Source organism: Sporichthyaceae bacterium (genome assembly GCA_036269075.1).
Lineage (GTDB): Bacteria > Actinomycetota > Actinomycetes > Sporichthyales > Sporichthyaceae > DASQPJ01.
Genome location: DATASX010000036.1, coordinates 36,729 through 52,897, shown reverse-complemented (window position 1 = coordinate 52,897; position 16,169 = coordinate 36,729). Strand labels below are relative to the sequence as shown.

The following is a 16,169-nucleotide window of genomic DNA, read 5'->3' as shown; positions in this document are numbered from 1 at the left end:
GCGCGTAATCGCCGGCGGAACGGCCGACCGGTCGACAGGTTCGCCGGCGAAACCGGTTCAGGCCACGCGGTGGCCCGCGACGAACGTGGCCCGGGTGACGCCGTCCGCGCGCAGCACGAGGTCGGCCGGGCAGCCCGGGGCCACCCGGCGCGGTGGACCGCCGGGGTCGTCCGGCGGGGCCAGGTAAGCGGTGAGTGCGGATTCCCGGTCGATGCATTCGGTCGGGCCGAGCACCGTGCCGTCCGGCGTGCGCCGGGTCACCGCGGCGTCGATGACCGCCCACGGGTCCAGCGGCCCGTGCGGGGCGTCGCTGGACAGTGCGACAGGTACCCCGCCGGCCCGCAGCGAGGCGCAGCGGTAGAGGTCCTGGTGGTCGACGAGCGGGACGTCACGGCGGTAGGCGTCGCCCCGGTCGGCCAGGAAGCCCGGTTGGGTGACCACCCGCAGGCCGCGGGCGGCCAGTGCGCCGATAGCCTCGGCGGGCACGAGAGCGGCATGCTCCAGACGGTCGCCGGGGGCGGTGCCGACCGTGTCGAAGGCCGCGAGCAGCAGGGCCAATGCGTCCCGGCTGACGCAGTGCACGGCGACCGCCCGGCCGGTGCGGTGCGCGGCCACGATCCTCGCGACCAGGTCGTCGAAGTCCATCGGGCCCGAGTCCGCGATGACGATCTTGTACGGCCCGACGGCGACGCCCGGCGGTGGGGCGCACTCGAGGCCGACACCCAGTGCCGTCACGTGCTGGGGGAGCGCGGTGGCATCGAGTCGGTCGAGGTCCGGTGTCGCGTCGGTGACCGCGGTTATCCCGTACCCGGCGAGCAGTGCGCCGACCGGGCCCAGGTCCGGCGGGCCGCTCGCCGGCAGTCGCTCGCGCAGCCACGCGTCGGCTCGCCAGAGCCGTCCGGTGGGTGTGCCCGCGGGGTCGTGTTCGACGCCGGGGTGCGCGGCACCGGCCAGGTCGAGCAGGTGCGCGCCCCGGGTGTTCACGGTCCACAGCGCGCCGCTGCGGTGCTGCACCCGGATCGGGCGCTGCGGGTGCAGGGCGTCGAGGGCGGCGCTGTCCAGCGCGGTCTCGCCGCCCACGGCCCGGACCCAGCCGAGCGCGTCGGCGGGCGCCGCGGCCAGCACGCGGGCCGTCGCGGCCGGGTCGAGGCCTGCCACCGAGACCGACGTCAGTGCAGCGGCGATCGCGTGCAGGTGCAGGTGGTGGTCGACCAGGCCGGGCAGCACGGCCGCGCCGGCGGCGTCGAGAAGTTCCGCACCGCGCAGGTCGACCCCGATCTGGTGCACGCGATCGCCGTGCAGTCGCAGGTCGACGGTCCGGCCGTTGAGCACCGCGTTGCGGATCAGCATCGGAGTTCCCGGCGCACCGCGGCAGTGTCCGCGCCCGAGTTCGGCGCCGCACCGTGCGGCTCCCGGGCGCGGGGCATCGCGAGGCCGGACCGTGCGACCAGGCTCGGCTCGGCGACATCGAGGGTGGCCGCGACCACGTCGTGCATGGACACCTCGACCAGGCTGCCCGGCAGGGCACCGAGCGCGGCTGCCGCCGCGGTGAGCCCGGCCAACGGGTCGGCGATCGCGTCGCCGACGAATACCGGCCCGGCGCGGTCCGGGTCGAGCGCGACCAGTCCGGCGCCGGCCGCGACGTCGTCGCCGAACCCGATCCGGTTGCAGGACCGGCCGGCCGCGGTGATCGAGATCCAGGTTGCGTCGGTGGCCGCTGGACTCAGCCCCCAGGCGGCCAGCGCCCGGGGCCGCGAACCTTCGATGACCACGTCGGCGGCCGCGACCAAAGCGTGCAGGAATCGGCGCCCGTCGGGTTCGGTCGGATCGGCTACCACCGAGCGGTGGCCGGCGTGCAGCAAGCGATAGAACTCCGCGGTCCCGCGCCGTGCGCCGTCCGGGCGGTCCGGAGTCTCGACCTTCACGACACGGGCCCCGGCCAGGCCGAGCAGGTGCGCGCACAGGGGTCCGGCCCACAACGCGCTGAAGTCCACCACCAACAGCCCGTCCGGCGACCGCGGCGCCCCCAGAAACCTTGTTGCGTCAGCGAAACCGTGCACTGCAGCGCACGGTTTCGCTGACGCAACGGAGGTCGCGGCGGCGCCGAGCAGTGTGGAGCGCTCCGCAAGCTCGGCGCCGGGGTGTGCGCGCAGCCACTCGGCGACGGCGGGCCAGACGTCGCCGTCCAGTTCGCGTCCGATCAGCGCGGCGAGCAGGGCGGGGTCATCGGGTCGGGCGCAGGAGACCGCGGCCCATCCGTCGGCCGTCGGCAGGAGCCGGCAGCTGCCCCCCACGGAGACCGGACCATTGCGGCGGCGGCCGGTGAACGCGGCTCGCTCGGCCAGCAGCGCGGCACCGTCCACGTCGAGGCCGAGGTACTCGGCGAGTTCGCGCGCGCGGGTCGCGGCGTGCCCGGGCGGGATCAGCGGCGGCCCGTCCTGATGCCCCGTCAGAGGGACGACCCCGCAGGCGGCCCAATCGGAAATTCGATCCCCGCCGGCCACCTCGCGAACATACACTCGGCGGCCGTGAGCGCTTCCGTGGTCGTGATGATGGGCCCGCTCCCGATGAAGTTCGTCGAGCGGGGCGCGGAGACCTCGCCCGACGAGATCGGCATCGACCAATGGCGCCACGTCGAGCGGCATATTTTCGCCATCCATCGGGCCCATCCGCAGGCTGTCTCGGCCTTGGTGGATGTGCTGGGCCGGACGCCGACCCTCGAGTTCGCGGCTGCGCTCGAACTCGAGTCGCGCACGTACTCGGAGCTGCTCGCCGGGCCCGAATTCGCGCGCTGGCTGGACAAGCGGGGCCCGGCGCCGCTGCCCCCGGTGGTCGAGGACCCGGTGCTCCTGCGCCGCGACGGCGACGTCCTGCACGTCACGTTGAACCGGCCGGAGCGGCGCAATGCCTACGGGGCGCAACTGCGGGACGCGCTGGTGGCCGGCCTCGATGTGGCCCTGCACGACCCCGCCGTGCGCGTGTTGCTCGACGGCGCCGGGCCGAGCTTCTGCTCCGGTGGCGACCTCGCGGAGTTCGGCACCACTCCGGATCTCGAGACCGCGCACGTCATCCGCACCAGGCATGGTGCCGCCGGTCCGTTGCAGGCGATCGCCGACCGCACCGAGGTCCGGTTGCACGGGCCCTGCATCGGCGCCGGCATCGAGCTGGCCGCGTTCGCCGGACGGGTCGTCGCCGCGCCGGACACGACGTTCCGCCTGCCGGAGGTCGGCATGGGGTTGATCCCCGGCGCGGGTGGGACGGTCAGCCTGCCGCGCCGGATCGGCGTCCCGCGCACGCTCTACCTCGCACTGACCGGCGGCGCGCTCGACGTCGGGACCGCCCTGGCCTGGGGCCTGGTCGACGAGATCAGTCCACGCTGACGGCATGGCCGGTGAGCACGCCGAGTCGGACCAGTTCGGCCCGGCAGGACGCACGATCGGTGAACAGGATCGGGTGCAGGCCCCGCGCAGCCGCGGCATCGGTGTTGCGCGGCAGGTCGTCGACGAACGCGACCTGCGCCGGGTCCCGGACCAGCTTCGCGCACAGCGCGAGGTAGATCCGCGGGTCCGGCTTGCGGACGCCGATCTCGCTGGAGTCGAGCACCACGTCGAACGCGTCGAAGCGGAACGTCGCGCGCCAGGCCGCGCCGGCCACGTTGTTGGTCACCAGTGCCACCGGACACCGGGCCCGGACCTCGGCGACCAGGTCGAGCATCAGCGGGTCGAGTCGCTCACCCTCGCCGGCGGCCGCGGCCAGCCGGCGGATGTCGATGCGCCGCCCGTGCCGGCGTTCGGCGTCGAGGCAGACGTACTTGAAGAACTCCCGGGAGGTGATCTCGCCGATCTCCAGCCGGGCCATCTGCGGGTCGTCGCGGAAGTACCCGACCAAAGCCGCCTCGGGCAGGCCGAGCTCGGTCCCGTAGCTCGCCAGCCCGCCGAAGGAGGAGTACGTAAGCACGCCGCCGAAGTCGAAAGCCACCGCGGTAACCGTCATGACGCTCGACGGTAGGGCGCCGGGCCCGGTACCGTCAAAACATCTACCGATTTATTCGCGGAGGCTCGGTGTTCTCGACCCGTTTCACCCAGGAGTTCGGGGTCGACCACCCCGTCGTCCAGGGCGGCATGCAGTGGGTGGCGCGCGCCGAACTGGTCGCGGCGGTCGCGCAGGCCGGGGCGCTGGGTTTCCTGACCGCGCTCACCCAGCCGACCCCGGAGGCCCTGGCGGCCGAGATCGCCCGCTGCCGGGAGCTCACCGACCGCCCGTTCGGGGTCAACCTGACCATCCTGCCGTCGATCTCGCCGCCGCCGTACGCGGAGTACCGGGCGGCGATCATAGAGTCCGGCGTCAAGGTGGTCGAGACCGCGGGCGCCAACCCTGCCGAGCACGTCCCGGTGTTCCACGCGGCCGGGGTGAAGGTGCTGCACAAGTGCACGAGCGTGCGGCACGCGCTCAAGGCGCAGAGCCTGGGCGTCGACGGGGTCAGCATCGACGGCTTCGAGTGCGCCGGCCACCCCGGCGAGGACGACATCCCGGGACTGGTGCTGATCCCCGCGGCGGCCGAGGTGATCACCGTTCCGTTGGTGGCTTCCGGTGGCTTCGCGGACGGTCGCGGGCTGGCTGCCGCGCTCGCGTTGGGCGCGGATGCGATCAGCATGGGCACCCGGTTCCTGGCCACCGCGGAGGCGCCGGTGCATGCCTCGGTGAAGCAACGCCTCGTCGAGGCGAGCGAGCTGGACACCGACCTGATCCTGCGTCAGATGCGGAACACCCACCGGGTTGCGCGCAACTCGGTCAGCCGCAAGTCGGTGGAGGTTCTCCGGGCGGGTGGGTCGTTCGAGGACGTCCGCGACCTGGTGGCCGGGGCGCGTGGCCGCACGGTCTACGAGACCGGCGACGTGGAGGCCGGCGTGTGGTCGGTGGGGATGGTGCAGGGCCTGGTGCACGACGTCCCGACCGTGGCCGAGCTGGTCGCCCGGATCGTCACCGACGCCGCGCAGGTCGTCCGGGGGCGGCTCTGCGGGCTGCTCGCGTCCGCCTGAATAATTCGGTACAGTATTTAGCGACTTCGTAGGACGGAGGGTCGTGGTGGCCGGTCCGATGTCGGGCGTGCGCGTGCTGGAGGTCGCCCAGTACACGTTCGTGCCCGCGGCCGGGGCGATACTGGCCGACTGGGGTGCGCAGGTCGTCAAGGTCGAGCACGCCGAGCGGGGGGACGCCCAGCGCGGCATCGTCAAGCTGCTCGGGCACGATGTCTACAGCCGGGGGTCGTCGTTCTTCCCGGTGATGGAGGGCCCGAACCGAGGCAAGCGGAGCATCGGCCTGGCATTGGACAACCCGGCCTCCCGTCCGGTGCTGGCCGAGTTGATCCGCCGCAGCGACGTGTTCCTCACCAACTACCTGCCGACCGCGCGGGCAAAGCTCGGCATCGACCTCGACGACGTCCGGGCGATCAACCCGGACATCGTGTACGTCCGGGGCAGCGGCTTCGGCCAGCGCGGGCCGGAGGCCGACAAGGGCGGCTACGACAGCACGGCGTTCTGGGCCCGCGGCGGCAGCGCGGCCGGTTCCACCGCACCCGGCGCGGACCGACTGACCCGGATGCCGTCGGGCGCCTACGGCGACTGCACAGGCGGGATGACGATCGCCGGCGGGATCGCGGCGGCGCTTTTCAAACGTGCCATGACCGGCGAGACCTCCGTGGTCGACGTGTCGTTGCTCGGTGTCGGGGCGTGGAGCACCCAGTTCACCGTGAACCTGGCGCTGATGAACGGTGGCCCGCTGCCGCAGAACGCCCGGCCACGCCACGGATCGGCGGCCAATCCGCTGTCCGGCTCGTATCGCACCGCGGATGACCGGTGGTTGGAACTGACGATGCTTCAGCCGGGCCGGTACTGGCCGGAGTTCTGCGACGCCGTCGGCCGGCCGGACCTGGCAACGGACGCGCGATTCGCCGACACCGCCGCGCTGATGGCTAACGCCGCCGCGGCCGCTGAACTGGTCGCGGGGATCCTCGCCGCCCGGCCGCTGGCCGAGTGGATCGAGGTCCTCGGCAACGTCTCGGGCCAATGGGCGGTGGTGCAGAACTCCTGGGAAGTCGCGCAGGACGAGGCGCTGCGGGCCAACGGCGGCATCGCAACGGTGACCGATGCCGAGGGGGTACCCCGCGAACTGGTGGCGAATCCGGTGCAGTTCGACCAGACCCCACCGACCCTGACCCGGGCCCCACAGTTCGCCGAGCACACCGATGAACTGCTGCGCGAGCTCGGCCTGGCCGAGGAGGAGCTGATCGCCTTGAAGATCGCCGGGGCGGCAACGTGAAGGCCGGCATCGGTCAATCCCTGGCCAGCGCGGTCGACGCGACGGCGGTGGTTGTCGTGCGCTGGCCGGACGCCGACCTGGAACTGACCTGCGGCGGCGCGGCGATGGTGGATGCCAAGGACCCGGCAGCAGCTACCGGCACCCCGGACCCGACGCAGTCCGCCGGGACCCAGCTGGGCAAGCGCTACGTCGATCCGGCCAACGCCGTCGAACTGCTGTGCACCAAGGCGGGCGCCGGAACCCTTGCGGTGAACGGGAATCCGTTGGTGGTCAAGGCCGCCCAACCGTTGCCCGCCTCGGACTGAGGCCGCGACCGTGCATCTGACGACCCTGCTGAGCATGGCGGTCGACGGCTTCGGCGACCGAGTCGTGATCGGCAGTCGCACCGATGGACTGACGCCCCGTCAGCTCGAGCGTCTGGCTCGCGGCGGGGCGACTCTGGCCGCCGATGCCGACGCGATAGTTTTCCTCGCGGTGAACGGACCCGCGTTCCCCGTCGCGCTGTTTGCGGCGGCGTACGCCGGTGTGCCGCTCGTGCCACTGAACTACCGGCTCGGCGCCGAGCAACTCGACGACCTGATGGCCCGTCACCCGAGCGCGCGGGTCGTCTCCGACGAGTCCTTCCTCGCTGCGGCCGCCGGCGCCGATCCGGTCGAGGCAGCTGCCGACAGCGACTCACCCGCTGTCATCATCTACACCTCGGGCACGACCTCGGCCCCGAAGGGCGTGCTGCTGCGCCACGCCAATCTGGTCTCCTACGTCTTCGGCACGGTGGAGTTCGCCGGTGCAGGGGCCGACGAGGCCGCATTGGTGAGCGTTCCGCCGTACCACATCGCCGGAATCTCCAACGTGCTGAGCAATCTGTTCGCCGGCCGTCGGGTGGTCTCGCTGCCCGCGTTCGACCCGGCGGAGTGGTTGGCGACCGTGCGGGCCGAGGACATCACCAACGCGATGGTCGTGCCGACCATGCTCGCGCGCATCATGACGGCAGAGGGCGATCGGTCCGCACCGTCGTTGCGCGCGTTGGCCTACGGCGGCGCGGCAATGCCCCCGCGGGTCATCGAGACGGCGCTGCGCGAATGGCCGCGCGTCGGATTCGTCAACGCGTACGGACTGACTGAGACCAGTTCCACGGTGTCCGTTCTCAGCCCCGCCGACCACCGCGCCGCGCTGGCGTCCGGCGACCCGGAGGTCCGCGCCCGCCTGCATTCCGCGGGTCGTGCGGTGCCCGGCGTCGAGGTGGAGGTCCGCGACGGCCGGATCTGGATTCGCGGTGAGCAGGTCTCGGGGGAGTACGCCGGCACCGGGCCGGCCGTAGACGCTCGCGGCTTCTTCGACACCCGCGACTCCGGGCGGCTGGACGCGGATGGCTACCTGTTCGTGACGGGTCGCGTCGACGACACCATCATCCGCGGCGGGGAGAACATCGCGCCGGCCGAGATCGAGGACGTCCTGCTGCGCCACCCTGCCGTCGCCGACGCCGCGGTGGTCGGCGTGCCGGACGAGGAATGGGGTCAGCGACTCGAAGCGGTTGTCGTCCCTGCGCCGGGTGTCGCCCCGGACGCCGAGGTGTTGCGCGGCCACGTGCGTTCCGCACTGCGTGGCTCGAAGACGCCCGAGCGCATCGTCTTCCACGACGAACTGCCGCGCACCCCGACGGGCAAACTCCTGCGCCGCGAGGTGCTTATCCTCCTTGCCTCAGCGGTCGCGGGTGAGCAGTAGGGCCCCGGCGATCGGGCCACCGCCGTTGGACACCAGCGCCACCTCGGCATCGCGTACTTGACGCGGGCCGGCGGCGTGGCGCAACTGCACGACCGCTTCCTGAATGAGGCCGTACCCGTGCAGCCGCCCGCCGGACAGCTGCCCGCCGTTGGTGTTCAACGGCAGCCGTCCGGACAGCGCGATGTTCGCGCCACCCTCGAGGAAAGCACCGCCCTCGCCGTGGCCGCAGAATCCCAACGCCTCCAGCCAGACCAGCGCCAGGATCGAGAACCCGTCGTAGAGCTGGGCCAGGTCGACGTCGGCCGGCCGCAGATCCGTACGGCTCCACAGGTGCGCGGCGGCACCCTGCGCAGCCATCGAGGTCAGGTTCTCGTACTGGTCCCAAGACAGTCGGCCGCGTGCGGCGGTGCCGACGGCCTCGATGCGCACGGCGCCGGTCGGGGTGTTCGGGGCGTGCGCGGCGGTGGACACGATCAGTGCGGTGGAGCCGTCGACCGGGACGTCGCAGTCCAACAGGCACAGCGGGGTAGAGATCATCCGCGCGGCCAGGTAGTCGTCCAGCGTCAGCGGAGTGGTGAAGACCGCCCCGTCCGGGTCGAGGGCAGCATGACGGCGAAAGGTCACCGCCAACTGGCCCAGCTGCTCGCGAGTCGTGCCGAACTCGTGCATGTGCCGCATGGCGACCGGGGCCAGCCAGTTCACCGGCGACGTCCCGCCGAAGGGCGCGCTCCATACCCCGTAGCTGTGCGCGCGTTCGGATCCCAGCACGGCCGCGCGCCCCCCGCCGCCCTGCGCCGAGGACTCGGTCACCGTCCGGTAGACGAGCACGTGCCGACACAGGCCGGTGGACACGGCCATCATCGCCGCGACCACCGCCCCGAGCTGGCCGGGCAACTCCGCGCTGCCCTGAAACCACGTCAGATTCAGCCGCAGCGCATCCTGCACCTCCTGGGGCGGCGGTCCGGCGTAGCCGAATGTGACGTCAGCCGATCCGCCCGGGTAGGTGCAGATGCCGTCGATGTCCTCGCGAGTCAGGCCCGCGTCGGCGATGGCCGCGACCGCCGCGTCGATGGTCAGATCCAACGCGGAGCGACCGAGCCGTCGCCCGATCGCGGACCGGGCCACACCGGAGATCACTGCGTCCTGTTCGAACTTGTCGCTCACGACACCTCCGGCACGAACACCGGGTAGTAGGCGTCGTTGCGGTGGATGAAGGTGACCCGTACCGCCTGCCCGATGTGCACCTCGTCGACGGGGCAGCCGATCACGTTGGTGCTCAGCCGAAGGCCGTCCTGCTCCGGAAACTCGACGACGGCGTAGACGTACGGCTCCTGGCCCGGCGTCCACGACTGCACGTTGACGGTGAAGGTGTGCACGGTGGCCTGGCCGGACACCGGTTGCGGCGCAACGTCGGCGGACAGGCATCGTGGGCAACGCGACGACGGTGGGTGCAGCCAGTACCCGCAGTCCGTGCAGCGCAGAAACCGCAGCACGCCGTCCTCCCCGGACTGCCAGAAGAAGCGACCCGACGGGTCGTCCGACGGTGCGGGCCGGTGCAGCAGGGGATCCCGCATCAGGGCCGGAAGTCCGCGACGTTGAGGTAGCCGCCGGCGTCGATGCGCAACTGCATGCCGGTCACGTAGCGCGACTCGTCGGAGGCGAGGTAGAGCACCGCGGCGCTGACGTCCTCGACCGCGACGTAAGGCACCGGCATCGCCTGCATGACCGGGAAGGCCTGCTCCGCGTCCTCGCGGCTCGGGTCGTCGAGATCGGGTCGGAACAGCTTGTACATCCCGGAGTTCTGCAGCATCGGGGTGTCGACGTTGGTGGGGTGCACGCAGTTCACGCGGATCCGCTGCGGGGCCAGCACGGTCGCGAGTTCGTGGACGTACTGGGCCAGCGCGAGCTTCGCGTACTTGTAGCCGACGGCGCCCGGCCCACCGGCGCCGCCGCCGCTGCGGGGGCGTAGCGCCGCGAGGGACCCGGTGGCGATGATCGAGGCTCCCTCGGCGAGGTGGGGCACCGCGGCATTGATCGTGTTGATCGCACCGACCAGGTCGACGTCGACCGCGTCGAGCATCGCCTGCACGCCGCGGTCGGAACCCAGCGGGGCGATCCCGGCCTGGGCCACCAGGACGTCCAGGCGGCCGAACTCCGCGATAACCTCGGCCGTCACCGCACGCATGGCCGCGGGATCGCGCACGTCGGCGGTCCGGGTCAACACCCGGTGGCCGTGCTTGGCCACCTGCTCGGCGGTCTCGGCCAACTCAGCCGCAGTGCCCATCGGGTAGGGCGCGGAGGCGATGTCGGCGCACAGGTCGGTGACGACGACATCGGCGCCCTCCGCGGCCAATGCGACCGCGTGGGCCCGGCCCTGGCCGCGGGCCCCACCGGTGATCAGCACCACCTTGCCCGCGACCCGGCCGGCCTGACACTGCGTCACTTGTCAGTCCATCAGGTCGAGCACGGAGCGGGCACCGGGAGCCGAGAGCAGATGCGCGTCGCCGGCCTCCAGGTGCCGCCGCCACAGCGCCTCGGCGCCGGCCACGTCGCGGGCGGCAATCAGGTCGATGAGTTTCCGATGCGCGCGGTGCGCGACCTCGAGGCCCTCCCGGGTGCTGGCCTCGGTGCCGTGCGCGGCCAGGAAACGGTCGGCCTGAATCTGGATGATCCGGTTGGCGACCGAGGTCAGCACGTCGTAGGTGAGGCAGCCGGTCAGCTGCACCACCAGGTGATGGAAGCGGCCGTGCGCACGGCTGGCCTGCGCAGGGTCGTCCGTCGCGGCGGACTCCTCGGCCAGCGCGCCGCGCAGGACCGCGACGATCTCCGGGGTGCCACGCTCGGCGAGCAGCCCGGCGGCCGGCGCCTCGAGCATCACCCGCGCATGGTGGACGTCGGCCAGCGTCGCGCCCTCGTACTGCAGCAGGAGACCGATGTAGCGGGAGACCATCGGTACGGCGGGCGTCCGGATCCGTGCTCCGCCACCGGCCCCGCGGCGCACGACCAGGAGACCCTCGGACTCCAGGATGCGCAGCGCCTCCCGGACCGTGGTGCGCGCGACGCCCATCTCGGCCATCAGCTGGTCCTCGGGCGGCAACGGGTCGTCGGCCTCGAGCTCCCCGGTGACGATCTTGCGGCGCAGCGTCCGGGCCACGATCTCGGCCGCCTTGGGCAGCCGGATGGCCTCGAGCTTGGGGGTCGCCACAGCCGCTCCTCGGGGATTGACCAAATAAATCGTAACAGGATTAGGCTATTTCCGTGCCGACCCCTGCCGAGGACCTGCGCACCACCCTGACGACCATGCCGGCCGACCTGCGCCGCGGTCACGACGCCACCTTCGAGGAGGCATTGGAGGCCCAGCGTTGGCTGGCCTCCGTCGGCTGGGCCGCGCCCGGTTGGCCGGTCGAGCACGGCGGGCGCGGCCTGGGTGTGGGCGACCGGATCGCCTGCGACGTCGAGTTCACCGGGGCCGGGGTGCCGCTGCCCGCGGGTGTGCTCGGGCTGGCCAACGTGGGCCCGGCACTGATGGAGTTCGGGACCCCGGAGCAGCGGGCGTGCCTGCCGCGGATCCTCGACGGCAGCGAGATCTGGTGCCAGGGCTTCAGCGAACCGGAGGCCGGCAGTGACCTGGCCGGCCTGCGCACGCGGGCCCGCCCGGCGCGCGGCGGGGACGCGGTGGACGAGGACGCATTCGCCGACGGCTTCGTGATCGACGGGCAGAAGGTCTGGACCTCGCACGGCATGCACGCCACGCACTGCATGCTGCTGGCCCGTACCGACCCGAACGTCCCCAAGCACAAGGGGATCTCGGTGCTGCTGATGCCGATGGACACCCCGGGCATCGAGCGGCGGCCGATCCGGATGATCTCCGGCGACTCGGAGTTCGCCGAGGTCTTCCTGACCGACGTGCGGGTCCCGCGCTCGGCGCTGATGGGCCCGCTGCACGGCGGTTGGGGCGTCACGGTGCGCACGCTGGTGCACGAGCGGACCGGCGTGCTGTCCAGGGCCGCGGCGTTGGAGGACCGGGCCCGGCGGATCGCCGCTGCCACGGGCCCAAATCAGACAAGCACAGTGGCCCCGTTGGACCGCGACGAGGTGGTGCGTCGCTATGTCGAGGCGCGGGTGCTCGGTCAGTTGGGCCGGGCAACGCTGGCCCGCGGCGAGGCGGGGGAGGACACGGCCGGACTGCAGGCGTTGATCAAGCTGTCCTGGGGCATCACCGACCGCGCGTTGGCCGAGACCGCGCTGGACCTCGGCGGACCGGCCGCGGTCGCCGGGCTGCGCGAGGACCTCGCCTGGCGCTGGCTGTTCACCCGGTGCTCGACTATCGCGGCAGGCACCACCGAGGTGCTGAAGGACTTGGTCGCAGAACGCGTCCTGGGCCTGCCCCGCGTATGAGAGAGCCCGCTGCGCGTATGAGAGAGCCCTCGCCGATCATCGATGATCGGCGAGGGGGTTCAGTCGAAGAACACCGTGATCGCGCGTTCGGGACACTCGCCGGCGCCGCGGAACGCCGCCTCGGCCAACTCCTCGGGGACCTCGAACTCGCCGCCGACGTTGTAGCCGTCGTCGTCCAGGGTGTAAACCTCCGGCGCCACCGAGAAGCAACGCGCGTTCCCCTGGCAGGCCGCCCGGTTCACCTTCACCCGCACGGCAGACTCCTCACTTCGGGGCCATCCGGATCGCGCCGTCGAGGCGGACGGTCTCGCCGTTCAGGTAGGCGTTGGTGAGCATCTCCAACGCCAGCGACGCGAACTCGGCAGGGTTCCCCAACCGCTTCGGGAACGGGACGCTCGCACCCAACGAGTCCCGCAGTTCCGCGGGTACGGCGAGCATCGGTGGGGTCTCGAACGTGCCGGGCGCGATGGTGTTGACGCGGATCCCGGCCGCGGCCAGGTCACGGGCCAACGGCAGCGTCATTCCGACGATGCCTGCCTTCCCGGCCGCGTAGGCCGCCTGCCCGATCTGCCCGTCGAACGCGGCCACGCTGGCCGTGGTGACGACCGCGCCGCGGCAACCGTCGGCGTCGGGCGCGTTGCGCGACATCGCGGTCGCGGCCAGGCGCACGCAGTTGAACGTGCCAACGATGTTCAACGCGACGATCCGCGCGAACTCGTCGAGCGGATGGGCGGAGGAGTACGAGCCGTCGCGGCCGATCGTGCGCCGACTCGACCCGCCGCCCGCGCAGTGCACCGCCTCGCGCAGTTCGCCGTGCGCCAGCGCCGCATCCACCGCCGCGGTCATCTCGGCCGGGTCGGTCACGTCTGCGTGAACGAACGTGCCCTTCAGCTCCACGGCCACCGCCGCACCCGATTCGGTGCGGTCCACGATCACCACGTGTCGGCCACGATCGGCCAGCGCGGTCGCGGCGGCGCGGCCCAGACCGGACGCGCCGCCGGTTACCAACGCCACCCGAGGGCCCGCAACTGGGTCGTCCATGCCTGTTCCCGTCTTGCCGGACGAAGAATTCGTTATAAGATAAAGCGACCAGAGCGACCAGAGCAATCGCGAGGTGAGCCGAATGCCGCTGCGGGACGACATGCAGCTGATCTCGGTCGACGACCATCTGGTCGAGCCGCCGCGTGTCTGGCAGGACCGCCTGCCCGCCGCGCTGCGTGAGGCCGGTCCCCGGATCGTCCGCGAGGACGGGCCCGGGGGCGGCACCGACGTCTGGTTGTACGAGGGCCGCCGCTACCCGCAGATCGGGCTGAACGCGGTCGCGGGCCGGCCCCCGGAGCAGTTCGGCACCGAGCCGATGCGTTACACCGACATGATCCCCGGCTGCTACGAGCCCGAGGCCCGTGTCATCGACATGGACCTGGACGGGGTGCAGGCAGCGCTGTGCTTTCCGTCGTTCCCAAGGTTCGCCGGCACCGTCTTCCTGCAGGCGGAGGACAAGGCGCTCGCTCTGTTGTGCGTGCAGGCCTGGAACGACTTCATGCTCGACGAGTGGTGCGCCGCGGCCCCGGAGCGCTTCATCCCGATCGCGATCCTGCCGCTCTGGGACGTGGCGGCCGCCGTGGCGGAGATCCGACGGACCGCGGCCAAGGGCGTCAAGGCGATCTCGTTCACCGAGAACCCGGTGCCACTCGGCCTGCCCTCGTTCCACACCGACCACTGGGACCCGGTGTTCGCCGCCGCGCAGGAGGCGGGGCTACCGCTGTGCCTGCACTTCGGCACCTCCGGCCAGGCGCCGACCACCGCGCCCGAGGCACCGTTCGCGGTCACGATCACCCTGTTCGGCTGCAATTCGATGTTCGCGGCCACCGACTTGATGTTCTCGCCGGTGTTCCACAAGTTCCCCCGGTTGAAGGTCTCGCTGGCTGAGGGTGGTATCGGCTGGCTCCCGTACATCCTGGAGCGCGCCGACTACGTCTGGGAGCGACACCGCTGGTACCAGAACGTCAACCGCGAGGTCCCGCCCTCGGAGCTGTTCCGGCGGAACATCTGGGGTTGCTTCATCGACGACGTGCACGGGCTGAGCAGCCGTCACGAGATCGGCGTCGACCGGATCACCTGGGAGTGCGACTACCCGCACTCGGACTCGAACTGGCCGAACAGCCGGAAGCGGGCCATCGAGGTCTTCGCCGAGATCCCCGACGACGAGGTGCACCGGATGGTCGAGTGGAACAGTCGCGAGCTGTTCAACTTCCCGCGGGCGGTCTGATGCCCCGGCCGGACCCGAACACCTCGGACTGGTCCGACCTCGACCTGCTCACCGTCGAGGAGGCCACCGAACGCCTGACCGCGGAGATCGTCGCCACCACGTCCCGGCTGACCACGCTGCCCGACGGCCCGGAGCGGGCCGCGGCGCAGAACCGGCTCGGCCTGCTGCACAAGGCGAAGGAACGCGTGGCGCAGGGCGCCCGCCGACCGCTCTACGGGGAGCCGACGTGACGAGCACGCGCCCCGATCACGTCCCGGCCGAACTGGTTCGCGACGTCGACCACGTGTTCGGCGCCGAGTTCCTCGCCGACCCGTTCGCCGCGTTCCGGGCGCTGCGCGACCAACGGGCGCTGTGGAGCCCGAACCACGGCGGTTACTGGATCCTGACCCGGGCGCAGGACATCCGCACGGCGCTGCAGCAGCCGGAGTTGTTCTCCAGCTCCGCCACCGGCATCCCGGCCCACGTCTCCCGAAAGGAGAAGCTGGCCCCGCTCGAGCTGGACCCGCCGGAGCACACCGCCTACCGCCGGGTGATAGCGCCGCTGTTCGCGCCGAAGGCGGTCACCGCACGCACCGCGGCGATCTCCGAGACCTGCGCGGACCTGATCGACGGCCTCGCCGACCGCGGCGGCGCTGAGTTCGTGCGCGAGTTCGCCGAGCCGTTCCCGAGCCGGATCTTCACGAACATCCTCGGCCTGCCCGCGGCCGAGGCACCCCGATTCGTCGCTTGGAACAGCAAACTGCTGCACAGTCAGGACAAGCCCGAGGCGCGCCGCGTGGCCGGCCTCGAGATCAACGACTACCTGCGCGGACTCATTGCGGCGCGGCGCGAGCAGCCCCGCGACGATGTGGTCTCCGCATTGCTGGGCAGCGAGATCGACGGCCGGCCGGTCTCCGCCGAAGAGGTGCAGAACCTCTGCTTCCTGTTGTTCGTCGCCGGGCTGGACACCGTCACCGCGGCCTTGGCGTGGTGCTTCCGGTTCCTGGCCCAGAACCCCGACCATCGCAGGCAATTGACGGCCGACCCGGCGATCCTGCCCGGCGCGGTGGAGGAACTGCTGCGGGTGCACTCGTTCATCAACCCGGCGCGCACGCTCACCGAGGACGTCGAGTTCGCCGGAGTGCTGATGCGTAAGGGCGAACGGATCCTGCTCTCGACGGCCCTGGCCGCCCAGGACCCCGCGGAGTTCCCGGACGAGGCACGGGTGCGCTTCGACCGCACCGCCAACCGGCACCTGGCGTTCGGCGCCGGGCCGCACCGGTGCGCGGGGTCGCACCTGGCCCGCGACGAGATCACCACCGCGCTGCGGCTCTGGCACGCACGAATCCCCAACTACGAGATTGCCCCGGGCGGCTGCATCACCGTGCACGCCGGCGGCGCGATGGGGCTCGACCGACTCCCGCTGGTCTGGCAGGCATGAGCGAGCTTGCGAGCGAATCAATGAGCACAGCCCGGACGTGCC

At 71.8% G+C, this 16,169-nt stretch carries 18 protein-coding genes; 9 read left to right on the top strand and 9 right to left on the bottom strand.

Annotated elements, in window-relative coordinates:
- Positions 1 to 57: 57 nt before the first annotated feature.
- A complete protein-coding gene (locus VHU88_07225) occupies positions 58 to 1,350 on the bottom strand; it encodes an amidohydrolase family protein (protein HEX3611464.1) in 1,293 nt (430 codons plus the stop codon).
- A complete protein-coding gene (locus VHU88_07220) occupies positions 1,344 to 2,504 on the bottom strand; it encodes a CoA transferase (protein ID HEX3611463.1) in 1,161 nt (386 codons plus the stop codon). Before VHU88_07220 ends, VHU88_07225 begins: the two co-directional genes overlap by 7 nt.
- A gap of 24 nt (positions 2,505 to 2,528) precedes the next feature.
- On the opposite strand from VHU88_07220, the gene VHU88_07215 reads away from it, so the two are divergent.
- Positions 2,529 to 3,380, top strand: coding sequence for an enoyl-CoA hydratase/isomerase family protein (locus VHU88_07215; protein ID HEX3611462.1), 852 nt, complete (start codon positions 2,529 to 2,531; stop codon positions 3,378 to 3,380).
- On the opposite strand, the gene VHU88_07210 is transcribed toward VHU88_07215, so the two are convergent.
- Entirely contained in the window at positions 3,367 to 3,993 is a 627-nt protein-coding gene (locus tag VHU88_07210) for an HAD family phosphatase (GenBank protein HEX3611461.1), read from the bottom strand. The genes VHU88_07215 and VHU88_07210 overlap by 14 nt on opposite strands.
- Before the next feature lie 68 nt (positions 3,994 to 4,061).
- Here VHU88_07210 and VHU88_07205 point away from each other — a divergent pair, with 68 nt between their 5' ends.
- From VHU88_07205 to VHU88_07190, 4 genes are read left to right on the top strand one after another with little or no spacing between them, the layout of a single operon-like run.
- Entirely contained in the window at positions 4,062 to 5,039 is a 978-nt protein-coding gene (locus VHU88_07205; GenBank protein ID HEX3611460.1) for a nitronate monooxygenase family protein, read from the top strand.
- 46 nt (positions 5,040 to 5,085) lie between these two features.
- A complete protein-coding gene (locus tag VHU88_07200) occupies positions 5,086 to 6,318 on the top strand; it encodes a CoA transferase (protein ID HEX3611459.1) in 1,233 nt (410 codons plus the stop codon).
- Positions 6,315 to 6,623, top strand: coding sequence for a hypothetical protein (locus VHU88_07195; GenBank protein HEX3611458.1), 309 nt, complete (start codon positions 6,315 to 6,317; stop codon positions 6,621 to 6,623). Before VHU88_07200 ends, VHU88_07195 begins: the two co-directional genes overlap by 4 nt.
- 10 nt (positions 6,624 to 6,633) lie before the next feature.
- Positions 6,634 to 8,040, top strand: coding sequence for an AMP-binding protein (locus VHU88_07190; protein ID HEX3611457.1), 1,407 nt, complete (start codon positions 6,634 to 6,636; stop codon positions 8,038 to 8,040).
- On the opposite strand, the gene VHU88_07185 is transcribed toward VHU88_07190, so the two are convergent.
- Genes VHU88_07185 through VHU88_07170 form a run of 4 tightly spaced genes read right to left on the bottom strand, consistent with a single transcriptional unit; the run spans position 8,017 to position 11,245 of the window.
- Positions 8,017 to 9,204: a thiolase family protein gene (locus VHU88_07185; GenBank protein HEX3611456.1), complete on the bottom strand. Its 1,188-nt coding sequence runs from the start codon at positions 9,202 to 9,204 to the stop codon at positions 8,017 to 8,019. The two genes, VHU88_07190 and VHU88_07185, sit on opposite strands and share 24 nt — an antisense overlap.
- Positions 9,201 to 9,614 carry an OB-fold domain-containing protein gene (locus tag VHU88_07180; protein HEX3611455.1) on the bottom strand — a complete coding sequence of 138 codons (414 nt, stop codon included), beginning with the start codon at positions 9,612 to 9,614 and terminating at the stop codon, positions 9,201 to 9,203. The genes VHU88_07185 and VHU88_07180 overlap by 4 nt, the downstream gene beginning before the upstream one ends.
- Complete coding sequence (locus VHU88_07175) at positions 9,614 to 10,483, bottom strand: mycofactocin-coupled SDR family oxidoreductase (GenBank protein ID HEX3611454.1); 870 nt, start codon at positions 10,481 to 10,483, stop codon at positions 9,614 to 9,616. The genes VHU88_07180 and VHU88_07175 overlap by 1 nt, the downstream gene beginning before the upstream one ends.
- 3 nt (positions 10,484 to 10,486) lie before the next feature.
- Positions 10,487 to 11,245, bottom strand: a complete 759-nt coding sequence (locus tag VHU88_07170; GenBank protein HEX3611453.1) for a GntR family transcriptional regulator — start codon at positions 11,243 to 11,245, stop codon at positions 10,487 to 10,489.
- Between the two features lie 53 nt (positions 11,246 to 11,298).
- On the opposite strand from VHU88_07170, the gene VHU88_07165 reads away from it, so the two are divergent.
- A complete protein-coding gene (locus tag VHU88_07165) occupies positions 11,299 to 12,438 on the top strand; it encodes an acyl-CoA dehydrogenase family protein (GenBank protein ID HEX3611452.1) in 1,140 nt (379 codons plus the stop codon).
- 59 nt (positions 12,439 to 12,497) lie between these two features.
- Here the strand turns inward: VHU88_07165 and VHU88_07160 are convergent, their stop codons facing one another.
- Together VHU88_07160 and VHU88_07155 are read right to left on the bottom strand one after the other, a co-directional pair.
- On the bottom strand, positions 12,498 to 12,692 hold the full coding sequence (locus VHU88_07160; GenBank protein ID HEX3611451.1) for a ferredoxin: 195 nt from the start codon (positions 12,690 to 12,692) through the stop codon (positions 12,498 to 12,500).
- A 10-nt stretch (positions 12,693 to 12,702) separates the two neighbouring features.
- Positions 12,703 to 13,479 (bottom strand): SDR family NAD(P)-dependent oxidoreductase, encoded by a 777-nt coding sequence (locus tag VHU88_07155; GenBank protein ID HEX3611450.1) that lies wholly within the window; start codon positions 13,477 to 13,479, stop codon positions 12,703 to 12,705.
- A gap of 82 nt (positions 13,480 to 13,561) precedes the next feature.
- On the opposite strand from VHU88_07155, the gene VHU88_07150 reads away from it, so the two are divergent.
- Genes VHU88_07150 through VHU88_07140 form a run of 3 tightly spaced genes read left to right on the top strand, consistent with a single transcriptional unit; the run spans position 13,562 to position 16,127 of the window.
- A complete protein-coding gene (locus VHU88_07150; protein HEX3611449.1) occupies positions 13,562 to 14,707 on the top strand; it encodes an amidohydrolase family protein in 1,146 nt (381 codons plus the stop codon).
- Positions 14,707 to 14,937 (top strand): hypothetical protein, encoded by a 231-nt coding sequence (locus VHU88_07145; protein ID HEX3611448.1) that lies wholly within the window; start codon positions 14,707 to 14,709, stop codon positions 14,935 to 14,937. Before VHU88_07150 ends, VHU88_07145 begins: the two co-directional genes overlap by 1 nt.
- Positions 14,934 to 16,127: a cytochrome P450 gene (locus VHU88_07140; protein HEX3611447.1), complete on the top strand. Its 1,194-nt coding sequence runs from the start codon at positions 14,934 to 14,936 to the stop codon at positions 16,125 to 16,127. Before VHU88_07145 ends, VHU88_07140 begins: the two co-directional genes overlap by 4 nt.
- Positions 16,128 to 16,169 lie beyond the last annotated feature (42 nt).